Raw genomic sequence first — 17,164 nt, 5'->3', positions numbered from 1 at the left:
TGCTTGGTCACAGGGGTTCGACTCATGGCGGTACCTCACCGCAGCTTCGGGTCGAGCGCGTCGCGCAGGCCGTTGCCCAGCAGGATGAAGCCCAGCGCGGTGATGACGATGGCGAGGCTCGGGTACGTCCACATGAAGTCCTTGACGCCCATGAAGCCGCGGCCCGCGGAGATCATGTTGCCCCACTCGGCGACCTCGGGGTCGACGCCGACGCCGAGGTACGACAGGGACGCCTCCGCCACGATCGCGATACCGACGTTGCTGGTGCCGTACACCAGCACCGACGTCAGCGAGTTGGGCAGGATGTGCCTGCGGATGATCCGGCCCTGACTCGCACCCAGCGCCTTGGCCGCGTGCACGTAGTCCATCTCGCGCACCGAGAGGATCTGGCTGCGCAGCAGGCGGGCGAAGGTCGCCCAGGTGAAGATGCCGAGCGAGAGCACGACGGGCAGCACGCCGCGGCCCATCACCAGGATGATGACGATGGCGCCGATGAGCAGCGGGAAGGCGAAGAAGACGTCGGCGACGCGCATGATCACCGTGTCGACCCAGCGGCCGTAGTAACCGGCCAGGGAGCCCAGCAGGATGCCGATGGTGAGGGCCACGAGGATCGAGGCGAGACCCACGACGAGGGCGATGCGGCTGCCGTAGATGAGGCGGGAGAGCTGGTCGCGGCCGAGGGCGTCGGTGCCCAGCAGGTGATCGCCGCCCGGGGACTGCAGCGTGTTCATCAGGTTCTGCTTGAGCGGGTCGTACGGCGCGAGCAGCGGCGCGAAGATCGCGACCAGGATGAGGGCGACGATGATCGCCAGGCCCACCACGGCCAGCTTGTTGGCGAAGAAGCGGTGCCGGATGTCGGACCACTGACTGACCCTGGCGACGCTGGGTTCGGCGTCCGGGCGCGCGGGGGCGGGGCCGGCCGCCGTCGGCTCTCCCGTGCCCGAGACGAGTTCGGTCATTGTGTGACTCCTAGAGGAAAACGACCCTGCGGGTCAGGCAAGGCGGATGCGCGGGTCGAGAGCGGCGTAGAGCAGGTCGACGATCAGGTTCAGCACGACGAAGACCGCCACACCGATCGTCACGACCCCCACGATGATGGGGTTGTTGTTCTGCCCGATCGCCTGGATCAGCGCGAGGCCGATGCCGTTCCAGTTGAAGATCGTCTCCGTGATGATGGCGCCGCCGAGCAGCGAGCCGAAGGAGATGCCCAGGTAGGTGATCACCGGGATGACCGAGTTGCGCATGATGTGCCGGGCGAGCACCGTCCGGCGGGGCAGGCCCTTGGCGATGGCCGTCTTGACGTAGTCGGCGCGCAGGACCTCCAGCATCGTGCTGCGCGCGAGCTGGGCCACGAGGGCCGCGTCGATGATGGCGAGGGTGATGGCGGGAAGCACGATGCCCTCGAAGCTGTCGCCGGCGATCAGCGGGAACCAGCCCAGCTTGATGACGAAGATGCTCTGCATGATCATGCCGAGCACGATGGAGGGTACGCCGATGGCCAGGGTCGTGAGGAAGGTCGCCGACACGTCCCAGATGGAGTATCTGCGCATGGCGGCGAGCACGCCGACCGAGATGCCGATGACGACGTCGATCACGATGGCCGCGATCGCCAGCTTCGCCGTGTTCCCCAGCTTCGGGGCCAGGATCTCGGTCACCGGCCGGCTCTGCGTGTAGTCCGTGCCCAGGTCGCCGGTGACAAGCTTGCCGACGTACGTCCCGTACTGGACGACCAGCGGCTTGTCGAGTCCGTACTGCTTGTGCATCTCCGCGATGACGGCCGGGTCCCGCGCCTTGTCGCTGCCGGCGATCTGACCCACCGGGTCGCCGGGGATCACGAACAGGCAGGCGAACAGAATCATCGTCGCGCCGAGCACGACCACGACGAGCTGGCCCAGCCTGCGGACCACGTACCTTCCCATAACTGCCTCTCTACCTCGCTGCCACTTCCTCAGCAGCTCCCTCGCGCCCCGGAATGTGGGGGGTGGGGTGGGGGCGGGTGAGGTGGATCACACCTCTCCCGACGGTCGGCGGGGGTCGTGGTGTCCGAGCCCCAGCTCGAACCCCACGACCCCCGGTTTCCGGATTCCGCGCCGTGCGCGGCGACCCGTTACTTCAGCTTGATCTCAGCGAGGTTCGGGTCCTCGTGGAAGTCCATCGCCATGTTGTCGAACTTCTTGGTGTTGGCGAGGCGCAGCTGGTGACGGTTCCAGAGCGGGATCAGGGCCATGTCGTCCATGGCGACCTTCTCCGCCTCCTTGTAGATCGCGTTGCGGCCGGACTCGTCCTCGGTGGCGCGGGCCTTGGCGAGCAGGTCGTCGAACTTCTTGTTGCTGTAGCGGCCGCGGTTGTCACCGGTGACCTTGCCGGAGGCGTCCTTGTTGATGGACGCGGTGTCCAGCAGCGGGAACAGGAAGTTGTCCGGCGTCGGGTAGTCGGCACCCCAGGCGAAGCGGTACAGACCGGTCGCGTTCGGCTTCTGCTGGTCGCCGAGGAGCTCGGCGAACGGCTTGCCGGTCGCCTTCACCTTGACACCGAGGACGTCCTCGAGCTGCTGCTTGACGGCCTGGATCCACTCCTCGTGGCCCGCACCGGTGTTGTAGCCGAGCTCGATGGTGGTGCCCGGCTTCAGGCCGCCTTCCTTGGCGAGCTGCTTGGCCTTGGCCGTGTCCTGCGCGACACAGGAGGTGCACAGGTCCTTCTGGTACACGTCCTTGAACGCCGGCGGCAGGATCGTCGTCGACTTGCTCTGCATGTTCTGGAAGACGCCCTTGATGATGGCGTCCCGGTTGATCGCGTAGGAGACGGCCTCGCGCGCCTTGACGTTCTTCAGCGGACCGTTGTCGGTGATCGGCAGGAGGTAGTTCATACCGTTGGTGTCCTGCTCGAGCCACTCACCCTGCGGGTCGTACTTGGCCTTGGCGGCCGGCAGCTGCGGGGTGGGCATACGGGCCCAGTCGTACTGGCCCGACTCGAAGCCCTGGTACTCCAGCGTGCTGCCGTTGTTGGAGTTCAGGATGTCGATCTGCACCTTGTCGAGGTGGGCCTTGGTCAGGCCGTAGTCGTCGTTGCGGACGAGCGTGATCGACTTGTTGTGCTCCCACTTGCCCGACATCTTGAAGGGGCCGTTGCCGATGGGGGCGTCGTTGTACGCCTTGTTCTTCGCGTCGCCCGCGACCTTCGGGACGGGGCTGAAGACCGTGTGCGTGAGCTTGACGTAGAACTCGAAGTCCGGCGCGGACAGCTTCACCTGGAGGGTGTACGGGTCCGGGGCGCTCAGACCGGACAGGGTCTTGGCCTTGCCCGACTGCACGTCGCCGAAGCCGTCGACGCCGGCCATGTGGTAGGCGACGTCGGACGCGGCCGACTTCTGCGCCACGCGGTTCCAGCCGCGGATGAAGGACTCGGCGTCCACCGCTTCACCGTTGGTGAACTTGGTGTCCTTCTTGATGCCGAAGGTCCAGGTCTTGCCGTCCTTGCTGACCTTCTTCGAGGTGGCCAGCGCCGGAACGACCTGACCGTCCGCGGTCGGCAGGTACAGACCGGTGAACAGGTTGGTCGTGACGAGGATGCCCTCGGACTCCTGCGCGTTGTAAGGGTCAATGGCCACCGGCTCGGTGATACCCATCCGGAAGGAGCCACCGTCCTTGCCGGAGCCCTTGCTGCCGCTGCTGCTGTCGTCGCCGCCTCCACAAGCGGTCGCAGCCAGAGCTATGACGATTGCACCAGCGACCCACTTGGCGCTCCTGGCACCACGCATGGGTTCCTCCTCTGAGTCCTGTGTTCACCGCAAGGCGGAGCACGCGACATTCCACGGCCATGAAGAACGGGGAAGATCTAGTGCGCCCGCAACGCTCGTGAGTCGGCGCCTCCTGCCAGCGCATGACCCGTCGACCCGAGCTCTACGCGCCTAACTATCTGCCATCGCTCACCGCTCGGACCACTGCCATTCGGTCTCGGTTCGATCACACCTGACAGCTACATCTTCCAAAATCCGGACAAACCGTTTCGCGAAAGATCCCTGCGAAACGGACTTGTTACACAACTATCGGAATCACGCGTCCGGATAGCGGACAATCTGACGGGAAATCAGTTGCGCTCGTCGGCGGAGTCATGCTCTCGACGCCGCAAGCGGGAGGAACCAGGACACACCTACCGGCGGGTGTGCACATTTGCGCCACCTTAGCGCCGCGGGGTCGCCGACGCGATCCCTGAGCGGCCCCGGGCCGTTCCCTAGGGAAAACCCTCGATCGGCCGATCCCATCTGCGAACGGATCGCGGCCGAGGCTCCCGGCGGAACCCCGGCCGCGTCCGACGCGCACCGAGCCGGCGGCGCGTCCCGGTCAGCGGGCCCCGCAGGGCCCGGGGACCGTCAGCAGTACCCCCTGGCCGCGAGCTTCACGGTGCCGCTCTTCGGCTTCTCGCTGCACTTGACGGCGCCCTCCGCCTGGACGTTCCAGCTGTGCGCCTTGCTGTTGCAGGTCTTGGCCTTGTAGTAGCCGGAGGCCTTCTTGACGCCGCTGAAGACCACGTAGGTCCCCGGCTTCTCCCCCGCCTTGCTCAGGGTCCCGGAGGCATGGGCGTCCATGCTGGAGATGACCCAGCCGGCCGAGTAGCCGGCCCCGGCGGTGACCTCCCGGCCGGACGCCGCGGCCAGACCCGTGGCCGCCACCGCCGGCATCAGCTTCTTGGCCACTGTCTTCTCCCCGCTTCCACTGGCCCGGCCTGGTCCCGGCCGGGTTCCCGGCCGCGCCGAATGACGAGGTCAGGTCAAAGTAGACAGTCGTGATCCAAAGGGATACCAGCGACTTGAGAGAAACGTGAGCTTGCGGCCGGTTGCGGCCTTCGCGTCGGTCGGGGACGACGACAGGGTGACAGGACCCCGTACGATGGGGTGAGGCCGTGGCGGGTCCCCGCCCGGCAGGGCCCGCGTAACACCGACGTACGCGCAGGTCGTCCGCACACTTCGGGAGTACGCCTCACTATGGCCACGCGCCACGACATCCGCAACGTCGCCATCGTCGCCCACGTCGACCACGGCAAGACCACCATCGTCGACGGCATGCTGAAGCAGGCCGGCGCCTTCGCCGCGCACCAGCTCGACCAGGTCGACGAGCGCATGATGGACTCGAACGACCTGGAACGTGAAAAGGGCATCACGATCCTCGCCAAGAACACGGCGGTGAAGTACCACCCCAAGGACGGTGGGGAGCCCATCACGATCAACATCATCGACACCCCCGGCCACGCCGACTTCGGCGGCGAGGTCGAGCGCGGCCTGTCGATGGTCGACGGCGTCGTCCTCCTCGTCGACGCCTCCGAGGGCCCGCTGCCGCAGACCCGCTTCGTGCTGCGCAAGGCCCTTCAGGCCCGGCTGCCCGTCATCCTCTGCATCAACAAGACGGACCGGCCCGACGCCCGGATCGACGAGGTCGTCAACGAGGCCTACGACCTGTTCCTGGACCTGGACGCCGACGAGGACCAGATCGAGTTCCCGATCGTCTACGCCTGCGGCCGGGACGGCATCGCCTCGCTGACCAAGCCCGAGGACGGCACGGTCCCCACGGACTCCACCAGCCTGGAGCCGTTCTTCTCCACGATCCTCCAGCACATCCCGGCCCCCACCTACGACGAGGCCGCCCCGCTCCAGGCACACGTGACCAACCTGGACGCGGACAACTTCCTCGGCCGTATCGCGCTGCTGCGCGTGGAGCAGGGCGAGCTGCGCAAGGGCCAGACGGTCGCGTGGATCAAGCGCGACGGCTCCGTGCAGAACGTGCGGATCTCCGAGCTGATGATGACCGAGGCGCTCACCCGCAAGCCCGCCGAGAAGGCCGGCCCCGGTGACATCTGCGCCGTCGCCGGTATCCCGGACATCATGATCGGCGAGACCCTCGCGGACACCGAGAACCCGATCGCGCTGCCGCTGATCACGGTCGACGAGCCCGCGATCTCGATGACCATCGGCACCAACACCTCCCCGCTGGTCGGCCGCGGTGGCACCGGCAAGGGCGCCGACGCGAAGGCGGTCGTCAAGGACCGCAAGGTCACCGCCCGCCAGGTCAAGGACCGTCTGGACCGCGAGCTGATCGGTAACGTCTCGCTGCGTGTCCTGGACACCGAGCGCCCGGACGCCTGGGAGGTGCAGGGCCGCGGCGAGCTGGCGCTGGCCATCCTGGTCGAGCAGATGCGCCGCGAGGGCTTCGAGCTGACCATCGGCAAGCCGCAGGTGGTCACCAAGGAGGTCGACGGCAAGACCTACGAGCCGGTCGAGCGCATGACGATCGACGTGCCCGAGGAGCACATGGGCGCCGTCACCCAGCTCATGGGCGTACGCAAGGGCCGGATGGACAACATGTCCAACCACGGCTCCGGCTGGGTCCGCATGGAGTTCGTCGTGCCCTCCCGCGGCCTGATCGGCTTCCGCACCGAGTTCCTGACCCAGACCCGCGGCACGGGCATCGGCCACTCCATCCACGAGGGCTTCGAGCCCTGGTTCGGCACGCTGCAGACCCGTAACAACGGCTCCCTGGTCGCCGACCGCTCCGGCGCCGTCACCGCGTTCGCGATGACCAACCTCCAGGAGCGCGGCGTGCTGTTCACGGACCCGGGCACCGAGGTGTACGAGGGCATGATCGTCGGTGAGAACTCCCGCTCCGACGACATGGACGTCAACATCACCAAGGAGAAGAAGCTCACGAACATGCGGTCGTCGTCGGCCGACTCGTTCGAGGCGATCGTCCCGCCGCGCAAGCTCTCCCTGGAGCAGTCGCTGGAGTTCTGCCGCGACGACGAGTGCGTCGAGGTGACCCCGGAAGCGGTCCGCATCCGCAAGGTCGTCCTCGACCAGCGCGACCGCGCCCGCGCCGCGAGCCGCGCCAAGCACTCCTGACCCTCGGGCACACCAACCGGCAGGCGCCGCTCTCCGGAGCGGCGCCTGCCGGCGTGTTCGGGCACTGTCAGCCCTTCGGCGAGGCGCCGCCCGACGGCTGCGCCCCCTTCTTCAGGAAGCCCATGTCCTCGTAGACGGGGGTCTGGAAGCCGAAGGCCCCGACGTTCGCGAGGTTCCTGCGGACGGCCGTGAGCTGGGGGCGCTGATAGAGGGGGATCGACCCGGCCGCCGCCCAGATGCGGGCGTCGGCCTTGCGCAGCAGGCCCGCCTGCTCGCCCTCGTCCAGGGTGGTGAGGGCCTGGTCGAAGAGCTGGTCGACCTGGTCGGTGCCGACGCGGCTGTAGTTCTGCTGGACGTTCAGGGAGCCGTCGGCGGCCGGCACCGGCTTGGCGTAGATGGGCCGGGCGTCGGTGGCCGGCCACGCGGAGGCGGGCCAGGAGTACAGCGCGAGGTCGAACTGGCCGGAGGCGATGTGGTCCCGGAAGTAGCTCTCGTCGGGGACCTTGGTGATCTCCGTGCCGATGCCGACCTTCGCGAGCATGGCCGTCACCCGGTCGGCCACCTTGCGCAGCGTGTCCGAGCCGGGGCCCGAGGGAACCACGAAGCGCAGCGTGAGCGGCTTGCCGTCCTTGGCCAGCGGCCCCGCGGCGGCGGGTCCCGGAGCGGCGGTGCCCTTGGGGGCGTAGGCACCGGGCGCGCCGCCCTGCCTGAGGTGGTCGTGGGTGTACTGCCTGCCGTCCTGAGCGAGCTGCTTGGCGCCGCCGTCGCCCGGCCCGCTCTGCTCCTGGTCCTTGTGGTCCCGGTCCTGCTCGCTCCGGCCGGGTCCCTTGCCGTCCTCCACGTCGTCGTTCTGGCCGACGACGTACGTCCCGTCGCCGGCTGAGTTCTGCGAGCCGTGGCCCTCGCCGCCGGCCGCCTTGTCCCCTTTCTTGGCCTTCTCGGCCTTCTTGGCGTCCTTCTGCTCCTTGACCGGGCCGGGCACCCAGCCGGCGTCCGCGAGCAGGTCCCGCGCCTGGGCGGCGTCCTCGCCGCCGAGGGCGTCGCTGCTGTCGGCGTAGGCGTTCTGGCCGGACAGGGCGAGGTGGCTGCCGACCGGGACCGCGGGCAGGCCGAGCGGCTTCAGGACGATCTCGGCGAGTTCCTTGCGGTCCAGCGCGTGCGCCACCGCCTGGCGGACCCGCTCGTCGGCCAGGGGGCCCTCGGAGCCGTTGAGGGCGAGCTGGGTGTACGAGGGCTCCAGCGACTTGCGCACCTGGAAGTCGCGCAGTGACTCCTGCTGCCGCAGATAGGCGGTGAGCGACGTGCGCTCCGCCGCCAGGGCGCGGCGCTCGCGGCCGGCGGCCTTGTCGTCGGAGCCGTGCAGCACCGCCCAGGAGCGCAGCGCCTTGGCGGCGGTGCGGCCGCCGGCCGGGCCCCGGAAGGGGCTGCCGCCCTGGACGGCGGCCGTGATCCGCTGGACGTCGCCGGGCTCGATGTCGGCCACGTCCACGGAACCCTCGGCGAGGGCGGCGGCCCGCTTGTCGCCCGGCACCTCGTGCAGCACGATCTCGGACAGCTTGGCCGGGTGGCCCCACCAGCGCGGGTTGCGCCCGAGGACGATGTCCTTGGACTTGGTGTCGATCTTCCGCACGGCGAACGGTCCGGCGCTGACCGCGAGCTTTCTGCGGGCGCCGTCGTTGAAGGCGTTCGCGGTGCCCATGACGTCCTTGGGGTACAGCGGCGAGAACAGCGACTGCCAGTCGGCGTAGGGGCGGGCGAAGGTCACGCGGACCTCCAGGTCGCTGGCACCGCGCTCGATCTTCTCGATGCGGTCGTACCCGGCGTTGCGGGCGGTCCAGTACGCCGAGTCCTTGCCGGACAGGGCGCGCCACTGGGCGGCGAAGTCGGCGGCGCCGATCTCGCGGCCGTCGCTCCAGACGGCCTGCTGGTTGAGCCGGTAGACGACGACCTGCTTGGGCTCGGTCTCGACCACCCGGGCGGACTCCAGGAAGTCGGCGTCGCGCTGCGGACGGCCGTTCACGTCGAGCCGGAACATGGCGGGCAGCACTGCCTGGGCGATGCGGGTGGTGCCGGCGTCGGCGTCCGCCTGGAAGGTGTTCAGCGTCTGCGGCATCGCGTCCACGGCCCAGCGCAGTCTGCCTCCGTCGGTGATCTGGTTGCGGGCGGCGGGCGCGATGTCCTGGGCGGCCAGCGGCTTGCTGCCCTCGTCGTCCGAGCTGCAGCCGGCGAGCAGGGGCACCGCGAGGGCGCCCGCGGTCAGGAAGGCGACCGAGCGCATGACCGCGCGCGGACCGACACCGTCGTAGGACATCTGTGCTACCTCCGTGGAGCCGCTCCCGCCGGTGGCACGGGTAGGGTTTGATCGCATTTGGCGGTATTTTGGTGTTCATCAGATCTACGGCCCACTGAAGAGGAAAGGGTTCGTCAGCCGGAGGCGACACGGCGGAGCGGGCTCGCAAGGTCACCCGTTCGGCGCAGGAGCCTCCGGCGCCCCCGGAGCGCGTGCGGGCGCGCGCGTGGGGTGTGCAATCCGCCAATCGGTGCACATCCCTTCCCACCGACAGGTGTGACGCGCAACACTCGCAGGCGCATGAACGTCGCCGCCTAGGGTCTTCCGGCCCGTGGAAGTGAGGTCACGTCATGTCCGTTCACGACGACCTGACGTCGGTCCAGCGCGCTCTCGACGATCTGCTGCGGTCGGTGGGCCGACTGGAGCACCAGCTCGCGGGCGGGCTGGAGATACGCCGCGTACGCACCGACGCCGACCACCTGCGGGAGAGTGTCGCCCTGCTGCGCGAGGCCTCCGAGGACCGGGCCGCGCCACAGCAGCCCGCGCTCGTCACCATCTCCGACGCGCCCTACGACATCTCCCTGTGGACGGACTCGGACGACGAGGGACTCGGCGCCCGCGACCGCCACGCCCCCTGAACCGACCGCGAGTGACCCGAAGGGGCTCGACACCGGCTCCAGTGCCCCGGAGACGAGCCTGACAGGAAGGTGCGTCCCGCATTGGCCACAGGTACCGAACCCCCCGGCACGCAACCCCATACGCTCGGCGGCGGTGTCCGCTCCCCCGGACGGGCGAAGATCGCCGCCCGGCATCTGCGGACCGACCGCTGGTGGCTGGCGCCCGCCGCCACCGCGGCCGGACTGCTCGCGTTCGTCGTGTACTCGACCTGGCGGGCCTTCGCCAACGCGCACTACTACGCGGCGCCGTACGTCTCGCCGTTCTACTCGCCGTGCCTGGCGCAGAACTGCCGGACCATGCACGCGGGCCCCAACGCCGACCTGTTCGGCAGCTGGTGGGCGATCTCCCCGGCGATCATCATCCTGATCTTCCCGCTGGGCTTCCGGCTGACCTGCTACTACTACCGCAAGGCCTACTACCGGGGCTTCTGGGCGTCGCCGCCGGCCTGCGCGGTCGCCGAGCCGCACCGCAAGTACACCGGCGAGACCCGCTTCCCGCTGATCCTGCAGAACATCCACCGGTACTTCTTCTACGCGGCGATCCTGGTGGCCGGCGTGCTGACCTACGACACCGTGCTGGCCTTCCGCGACCAGCACTACCGCTGGGGTCACATGGGGCTCGGCACCGTCGTCTTCCTGGTCAACATCGCGCTGATCTGGGCGTACACGGTCTCCTGCCACTCCTGCCGGCACATCGTGGGCGGCAAGATCAAGCACTTCTCGAAGCATCCGGTGCGCTACCGCCTCTGGCAGTTCGTGAGCCGGCTGAACGCCCGCCACATGCAACTGGCCTGGGCCTCGCTGTTCAGCGTGGCGCTCGCCGACTTCTACGTGTACCTGGTCGCCTCCGGCGCCTTCGACGATCCGCGGTTCTTCTGATGAGTACGACGACTGGGGCCTTGTGATGTCCGTGGTGGACCGGCAGGAATGGGACGTCGTCGTGGTCGGCGCGGGCGGCGCCGGGCTGCGGGCCGCGATCGAGGCGCGCGAGCGCGGGGCGCGCACCGCGGTGATCTGCAAGTCGCTGTTCGGCAAGGCGCACACCGTGATGGCCGAGGGCGGCATCGCGGCGGCCATGGCCAACGCCAACGAGCACGACACCTGGCAGGTCCACTTCCGCGACACCCTGCGCGGCGGGAAGTTCCTCAACCAGTGGCGGATGGCCGAGCTGCACGCGCAGGAGGCCCCGCAGCGGGTGTGGGAGCTGGAGACCTGGGGCGCGCTGTTCGACCGCACGAAGGACGGCCGGATCTCGCAGCGCAACTTCGGCGGGCACGAGTACCCGCGCCTGGCCCACGTCGGCGACCGCACGGGCCTCGAGCTGATCCGCACGCTCCAGCAGAAGATCGTCTCGTTGCAGCAGGAGGACAAGAGGGAGACCGGGGACTACGAGTCCCGTCTGAAGGTCTTCCAGGAGTGCACGGTGACCAGGGTCCTCAAGGACGGCGACGGCGTCTCGGGGGTCTTCGGCTACGAGCGCGAGTCCGGCCGCTTCTTCGTGCTGGAGGCGCCCGCGGTCGTCGTCGCGACCGGCGGCATCGGCAAGTCGTTCAAGGTGACGTCGAACTCGTGGGAGTACACCGGCGACGGGCACGCGCTCGCGCTGCTCGCCGGGGCGCCGCTGCTGAACATGGAGTTCGTGCAGTTCCATCCGACGGGCATGGTCTGGCCGCCGTCGGTGAAGGGCATCCTCGTCACCGAGTCGGTGCGCGGCGACGGCGGCGTGCTGCGCAACTCCGAGGACAAGCGGTTCATGTTCGACTACATCCCCGACGTCTTCAAGGAGAAGTACGCCGAGTCGGAGGACGAGGCGGACCGCTGGTACGAGGACCCGGACCACAACCGGCGCCCGCCGGAGCTGCTGCCCCGTGACGAGGTCGCCCGCGCGATCAACTCCGAGGTCAAGGCGGGCCGCGGCTCACCGCACGGCGGGGTGTTCCTGGACGTGTCGACGCGGATGTCGGCCGAGGTCGTGCGGCGCCGGCTGCCCTCGATGTACCACCAGTTCAAGGAGCTGGCCGACGTCGACATCACGGCGGAGCCGATGGAGGTCGGGCCGACCTGCCACTACGTGATGGGCGGTGTCGCGGTCGACTCCGACACGGCGGCGGCCCGCGGGGTGCCGGGACTGTTCGCGGCCGGGGAGGTCGCGGGCGGCATGCACGGCTCCAACCGGCTCGGCGGCAACTCGCTGTCCGACCTGCTGGTGTTCGGGCGCCGGGCCGGGTGGCACGCGGCCGAGTACGCGACGGGGGCCGCGCCCGGACGCCCGCGCGTGGACGACGCCCAGGTCGACGCGGCGGCCGCGGAGGCGCTGCGGCCGTTCTCGGCGGAGGGCGGGCAGGGCGGGGAACCCGCGGGCGGGCCGCCGGAGAACCCGTACACCCTGCATCAGGAACTCCAGCAGACCATGAACGACCTGGTCGGCATCATCCGCCGCGAGGGCGAGATGGAGCAGGCCCTGAAGAAGCTCGGCGAGCTGCGGGTACGGGCGCGGCGGGCCGGGGTCGAGGGGCACCGGCAGTTCAACCCCGGCTGGCACCTCGCGCTCGACCTGCGGAACATGCTGCTGGTCAGCGAGTGCGTGGCGCGGGCCGCGCTGGAGCGCACGGAGTCCCGCGGCGGGCACACCCGCGAGGACTGCCCCGCGATGGACCGCGACTGGCGCCGGATCAACCTGCTGTGCCGGCTGACCGACCCGACGGGCGGGCTGGCGGCGACGGACCCCGTGCGCGGCCAGATCACGCTCTCCCGGGAGACCACCGAACCCATCCGCTCCGACCTGCTCGCCCTCTTCGAGAAGGAGGAGCTGGTCAAGTACCTCGCCGAAGAGGAGCTGTACGAATGAGCAGCTATGAGGCCCGCTTCAAGGTGTGGCGGGGCGACGCGGGGGGCGGGGACCTGGAGGACTTCGCGGTCGAGGTCAACGAGGGCGAGGTGGTGCTCGACATCATCCACCGGATCCAGGCCACCCAGGCGCCGGATCTCGCCGTGCGCTGGAACTGCAAGGCGGGCAAGTGCGGTTCGTGCTCCGCGGAGATCAACGGGCGGCCCCGGCTGATGTGCATGACCCGTATGTCGGTCTTCGAGCCCGAGGAGACGATCACCGTCTCCCCGCTGCGCGCCTTCCCGGTCGTGCGCGACCTGGTGACGGACGTCGGCTACAACTACGCCAAGGCGCGCGAGGTTCCGGCGTTCGTCCCGCCGGCCGGTCTCGGTCCGGGCGAGTACCGCATGTTCCAGGAGGACGTGGACCGGTCGCAGGAGTTCCGCAAGTGCATCGAGTGCTTCCTGTGCCAGGACGTGTGCCATGTCGTGCGCGACCACGAGGACAACAAGCGGGCGTACGCGGGCCCGCGTTTCCTGATGCGCGTCGCCGAACTCGACATGCACCCGCTGGACGCCGCCGCGGACGCGGGCCTGGACCGCAAGCGCGCGGCGCAGGACGAGCACGGGCTCGGCTTCTGCAACATCACCAAGTGCTGCACGGAGGTCTGCCCCGAGGGCATCAGGATCACCGACAACGCGCTGATCCCCTTGAAGGAACGGGCCGTCGACCGCAAGTACGACCCGCTGGTGTGGCTGGGGTCGAAGATCGGGCGGCGGTCGTCCTAAGCCGCGTCCTGGGGGCGGTTCAGGGAGTCCGTGCGGGCGGGGCGCCGGGACACGAACTGAAGGAACGAGCCCAGGAGGGACACGGCCATGCCCACGAGCGCGAGGTTGAAGTGGGCGGCCGGCCTGCTGCCGAGCATGCCGAGGCACAGGAGGAACGCGCCCGTGCCGACGGCGGCGGTCAGTGTGCCGTACCCCCACAGCTGGGGCCGCAGGACCTTTTTCCGGCCGGCCGGCGGCACCCATCCGGTCGTGATCGCCAGGATCCCGGTCACTGCCCCGCCCGCCGCGACCACGAGAGCCAGGGCGGTCGTCCACATCGCCATCGAGCGCATGCCGCTCATCCTCCCATCGACGCCGTGATCATGACAGGTCGGTCCAGCCTTCCCGGTACGCGGTCCAGTCGTCCTCCGTGGCGGCGAAGTCGACGTACAGCGCGACGCCGAAGCGCTCGCGGCCGGCGTCCGTGCGGGAGAGGCCGAGGCGGACACCCCGGACGGCGGCGGGAACGGTCTCGGCGGAGGCGCGGTGGCCGAAGCGGTTGTCGTGGAAGAACGGCAGACCCATCAGCAGGTCGGTCGTGGGCGGGGTGACCTCCAGGGCGAGGGAGGTCTGCTGGGCGACGTAGCCGCCGTACAGGCTCGGCAGCGGCTGCATGGTGTCGTACGACATCACGGCGATCTGGTCGACGCGGCGGGCGACCTGGGCGAAGTACGCCTGCGACCACCACTTGGGGTGGTTGGTGAGCGTGCCCCACAGGCTGTGGAAGGCGGGCAACGGGTCGATCTGGTGGGCGGCGACGGACAGGGGGACGCCGTGGGCGCGGGTGACGGCGCGCAGGTCGTCGAGCAGGCCGAGGTAGTCGCGGTCGCCCGAGTGCAGCGGCTCCAGGTCGAAGTGCGCTCCGTCGAAGCCGGCCGCCAGGATCTCGCGGGTGGAGGTGACGACGGCCGCGCGCGTCGCGGCCCGCTCCAGCCGCATCCCGTCCGGGCTCTCGGTGGCCAGCTCGTCCCCGAGCCAGGCCTGCACACGGACGCCGGGCAGCGCGCGGTGCACGGCGGGTATCAGCCAACCGGCCCCGGAGTACGCCGACTTCGGCAGGGTGCCGTCGTGTTCGAGCGGACCCGCGTGCACATACAGGTCACGGATACCGGTTCCGCGCAGCCGACGGGCGAGGGCGGCGACATCGGCGTCCTTCTTCCGCCCGTCCACCCAGGCATGCCCGAGCCAGATCGCGTCCTGCCCCCTGGTGTACGTCCCGTCGGCGAGGTCACCCATGTAGTTCACGCGAAGGGCGGCCTCGGCCCCGGCCAACGGCAGCACCAGCAGCAGTACGAGCCCGAGGGCGACCCGCCGAACCCAGCGAAGACCACGCCGCGAGCGCCGGGCCGGACCCGCTCGGCCCTGGCCGGGGTCGGCGGCCGCGGTGTCGGGGTCGCGCCGGGCGCCGGTGGGCTCTTGCCGGGCGGCCGCGTCGTCCGCGCCGGGCGCGTTCACGGCGGCGGTGGTGCCCTGCCCGCCCGGCGCGCTCGGCGCGCCGAAGGGCTCCTGCCCACCGGTGATGTCGTCCGCACCGGGCGCGGTCGCCGCGCCTGCGGTGTCCTGGGCACCCGACGCGTTCGCCGGGGCGGAGATGTGGTTTCTGCCGGTCCCGCTCTCCGCGTCGGCGGTGCCGTGCGTACCACCGGCTTCGCCGCCCGTGACGGTCGCGTTCTCCGCGCCGGTGCCACCGGCCCGACCGGTGGGCGCGCCCGCCGCACCGGACGCGTCCGCTGCGGCGGCAGTCTCCCGGACGGCGGCAGGGGCGTCCGCTCCGGCGGCGTTCTCCGGGTCGGACGTGGGCCCCGCGTCGGACGTGGGCCTCGGGTCGGCGTTCTCCTGCTCGCCGGTGGTGTTCTTCATGTCGGGGCCCCTCCCGTGTTGCCGTGTACCGTCTGCCCCACCAGTGCCTCGGCCCGGTCGCGTGCCCGCTCGGGGGGTCATACGCTCCCGAATGTGACGGCATCGGTGTTCCGGGTGGCCCGGCCGCGGTGCGCGGCCCGCCGGCTGTCGGGGCGGGTGGCGCACATCGTGCTGGGTGGCGCGGCGGGCATCGTGTGGCTGGTGCTTCCGGGGATGACGATCAACAGCGGCACCGCGGTTGCGCTCCCCGAGACCCGTCCGGTGACCGCCATCGCCGCACAGCGGCACGACGAGACGTCGCCGGGCTATCTCGCCCTGCCGCTCGTGGCGGTGGGCACGGCGGGTGTGCTCGCCGGGTACGCGTACGTCCGGCGGACCCGGCGGGCCAGGACCCGTACGACCCCGGGCGGCGGCCCCGCCCCGCCGTCCGCGCCGTGGCGGTCGCCGCCGGCGTCCGACGGACTCGACCGGCGCTCGACGGAGTTGATCACCCTCGCGGACGACTGGGTGCGCACCAGCCGGGAGGAACTCGGCTTCGCCGAGGCGCGGTTCGGCGCGGCGGCCGTCGAGCCGTTCGCGCGGGCGGTACGGGAGGCGGACGCCGAACTCGCCGCCGCCTGCAGGATGCGGGAACGCTACGACCACGGGGTGCCCGAGGACGCCGCGGCCCGGACGCAGGCGCTGGCCGGCGTGGTCGGACGCTGCGAGGAGGCGGGACGGCTGCTGGACGCGGAGGCCGCCTCGTTCGACGAACTGCGCGGCCTGGAACGGGGGTCGCGCGAGGCGCTGGAGGTCGCGGAGACACGGTTCCGTGAGCTGGCGGGGCGCACGGGAGCCGCCGCTTCGACCGTCGCCGGACTGCGCGAACGGTACGGGCCGGCGGCCGTCGCATCCGTCACGGGACACGTGGAGCTGGCCAAGGACCGGCTGCTGCTGGCCACTTCCCGGCTGAACCGGGCGCACCAGTCGGCCGACGCGGGAGACGCCGCGGCGGCCGCCCGTCACCTGCGCGTGGCCGAGGGCGCGGTCGCCCAGATCGGGGTGTTCGTGCACGGCGTCGAACGGCTGGCCGAGGAGCTGTCGACCGCCGGGCGCCTCGTACCGGCGGCGCTCAGCGGCGCGGAGGCGGACGTGGACGCGATCCGGCGCGCGGCCGCGTCCGCCACCGCACAGCTGACCGCCGGTTCCCCCGGCACCCCGGGTCCCGGAGCGGCGTCGCGGCCCTCGCCCGGCGCGGGCACGGACACGGCCGGCGCCTCCTCGGCCGCCGTCCCCGTCGACGTCGCCGCCGGTGAGCTGCGCGCCCGCGTCACGCACGCCGACCTGGAGCTGGCCCACGTACGCGTACGCGCCCAGCCGGCCGCGGGGCCGTACGACCCGCTGGACGCGCTGCGGCGGATCGTACGGGCGACCGCGCCGGTCGGCACCCGGCGCTCCGGTGTCCTGTCGGCCGCCGAGGAACTCGTCGCGCGCAGCGCCCTCGCCGCCGCCGACGACTTCGTCGGCACGCACCGGGGCGTGGTCGGCGCCACGGCCCGCATCCGGCTGGCGGAGGCCCGGCGCCTCCTGCCGACCGACCCGCAGACCGCCGACGTCCTGGCCCGCCAGGCCCGCGAACTCGCCGAACAGGACGTGCGCCTGCACGGCAACCCCAGCGCCGCCGGCGACCCGTCCGCCGGCGCCACCGCGGCGGTGCTCGGCGGCATCCTCCTGGGCGAGGACCCCGACGGCGGTCCGCCCGCCTGCTACGGCGGCCCGGGCACCCGGGCGCGCCGCCGCCCGAAACCGGCGTAG

General features: G+C 70.7%; 13 protein-coding genes. 6 read left to right on the top strand and 7 right to left on the bottom strand.

Translation table 11 applies throughout. The features are described 5' to 3' along the window. Positions 1-35: 35 nt before the first annotated feature. From OIE49_RS23110 to OIE49_RS23095, 4 genes are all read right to left on the bottom strand, one after another. Positions 36-959 (bottom strand): ABC transporter permease, encoded by a 924-nt coding sequence (locus OIE49_RS23110; RefSeq protein WP_326803949.1) that lies wholly within the window; start codon positions 957-959, stop codon positions 36-38. 33 nt (positions 960-992) lie between these two features. Next, complete coding sequence (locus tag OIE49_RS23105) at positions 993-1,919, bottom strand: ABC transporter permease (protein WP_234375502.1); 927 nt, start codon at positions 1,917-1,919, stop codon at positions 993-995. A 188-nt stretch (positions 1,920-2,107) separates the two neighbouring features. Further along, positions 2,108-3,757, bottom strand: a complete 1,650-nt coding sequence (locus OIE49_RS23100) for a peptide ABC transporter substrate-binding protein (protein WP_100568251.1) — start codon at positions 3,755-3,757, stop codon at positions 2,108-2,110. Positions 3,758-4,369: 612 nt separating this feature from the next. After that, the gene (locus tag OIE49_RS23095; protein WP_326803948.1) at positions 4,370-4,693 is read right to left on the bottom strand and encodes a hypothetical protein; all 324 of its coding nucleotides are present in this window, start codon (positions 4,691-4,693) and stop codon (positions 4,370-4,372) included. A gap of 288 nt (positions 4,694-4,981) precedes the next feature. Here OIE49_RS23095 and typA point away from each other — a divergent pair, with 288 nt between their 5' ends. Continuing rightward, positions 4,982-6,889 (top strand): translational GTPase TypA, encoded by a 1,908-nt coding sequence (gene typA, locus OIE49_RS23090; protein ID WP_100568253.1) that lies wholly within the window; start codon positions 4,982-4,984, stop codon positions 6,887-6,889. Between the two features lie 67 nt (positions 6,890-6,956). On the opposite strand, the gene OIE49_RS23085 is transcribed toward typA, so the two are convergent. Further along, complete coding sequence (locus OIE49_RS23085) at positions 6,957-9,200, bottom strand: ABC transporter family substrate-binding protein (protein ID WP_326803947.1); 2,244 nt, start codon at positions 9,198-9,200, stop codon at positions 6,957-6,959. Positions 9,201-9,529: 329 nt separating this feature from the next. Here OIE49_RS23085 and OIE49_RS23080 point away from each other — a divergent pair, with 329 nt between their 5' ends. The 4 genes from OIE49_RS23080 to OIE49_RS23065 all read left to right on the top strand — a co-directional run bounded on the left by OIE49_RS23080 (position 9,530) and on the right by OIE49_RS23065 (position 13,471). Next, positions 9,530-9,817 (top strand): hypothetical protein, encoded by a 288-nt coding sequence (locus tag OIE49_RS23080; RefSeq protein WP_100568255.1) that lies wholly within the window; start codon positions 9,530-9,532, stop codon positions 9,815-9,817. A gap of 81 nt (positions 9,818-9,898) precedes the next feature. After that, entirely contained in the window at positions 9,899-10,735 is an 837-nt protein-coding gene (locus OIE49_RS23075; RefSeq protein ID WP_326803946.1) for a hypothetical protein, read from the top strand. A gap of 25 nt (positions 10,736-10,760) precedes the next feature. Continuing rightward, the gene (locus OIE49_RS23070; protein ID WP_326803945.1) at positions 10,761-12,704 is read left to right on the top strand and encodes a fumarate reductase/succinate dehydrogenase flavoprotein subunit; all 1,944 of its coding nucleotides are present in this window, start codon (positions 10,761-10,763) and stop codon (positions 12,702-12,704) included. Further along, positions 12,701-13,471: a succinate dehydrogenase/fumarate reductase iron-sulfur subunit gene (locus OIE49_RS23065; RefSeq protein WP_326803944.1), complete on the top strand. Its 771-nt coding sequence runs from the start codon at positions 12,701-12,703 to the stop codon at positions 13,469-13,471. The genes OIE49_RS23070 and OIE49_RS23065 overlap by 4 nt, the downstream gene beginning before the upstream one ends. Here the strand turns inward: OIE49_RS23065 and OIE49_RS23060 are convergent. Both OIE49_RS23060 and OIE49_RS23055 read right to left on the bottom strand, forming a co-directional pair. Continuing rightward, positions 13,468-13,812, bottom strand: coding sequence for a hypothetical protein (locus OIE49_RS23060; protein WP_326803943.1), 345 nt, complete (start codon positions 13,810-13,812; stop codon positions 13,468-13,470). The two genes, OIE49_RS23065 and OIE49_RS23060, sit on opposite strands and share 4 nt — an antisense overlap. 19 nt (positions 13,813-13,831) lie before the next feature. Then, positions 13,832-15,103, bottom strand: a complete 1,272-nt coding sequence (locus OIE49_RS23055) for a hypothetical protein (protein WP_442812352.1) — start codon at positions 15,101-15,103, stop codon at positions 13,832-13,834. A 360-nt stretch (positions 15,104-15,463) separates the two neighbouring features. Here OIE49_RS23055 and OIE49_RS23050 point away from each other — a divergent pair, with 360 nt between their 5' ends. Then, entirely contained in the window at positions 15,464-17,164 is a 1,701-nt protein-coding gene (locus OIE49_RS23050) for a hypothetical protein (protein ID WP_326803942.1), read from the top strand.

The sequence above is a fragment of the Streptomyces sp. NBC_01788 genome (assembly GCF_035917575.1).
Lineage (GTDB): Bacteria > Actinomycetota > Actinomycetes > Streptomycetales > Streptomycetaceae > Streptomyces.
Note: the sequence above shows the minus strand (reverse complement) of the source record. Positions and strands in the feature narration are given on the sequence as shown.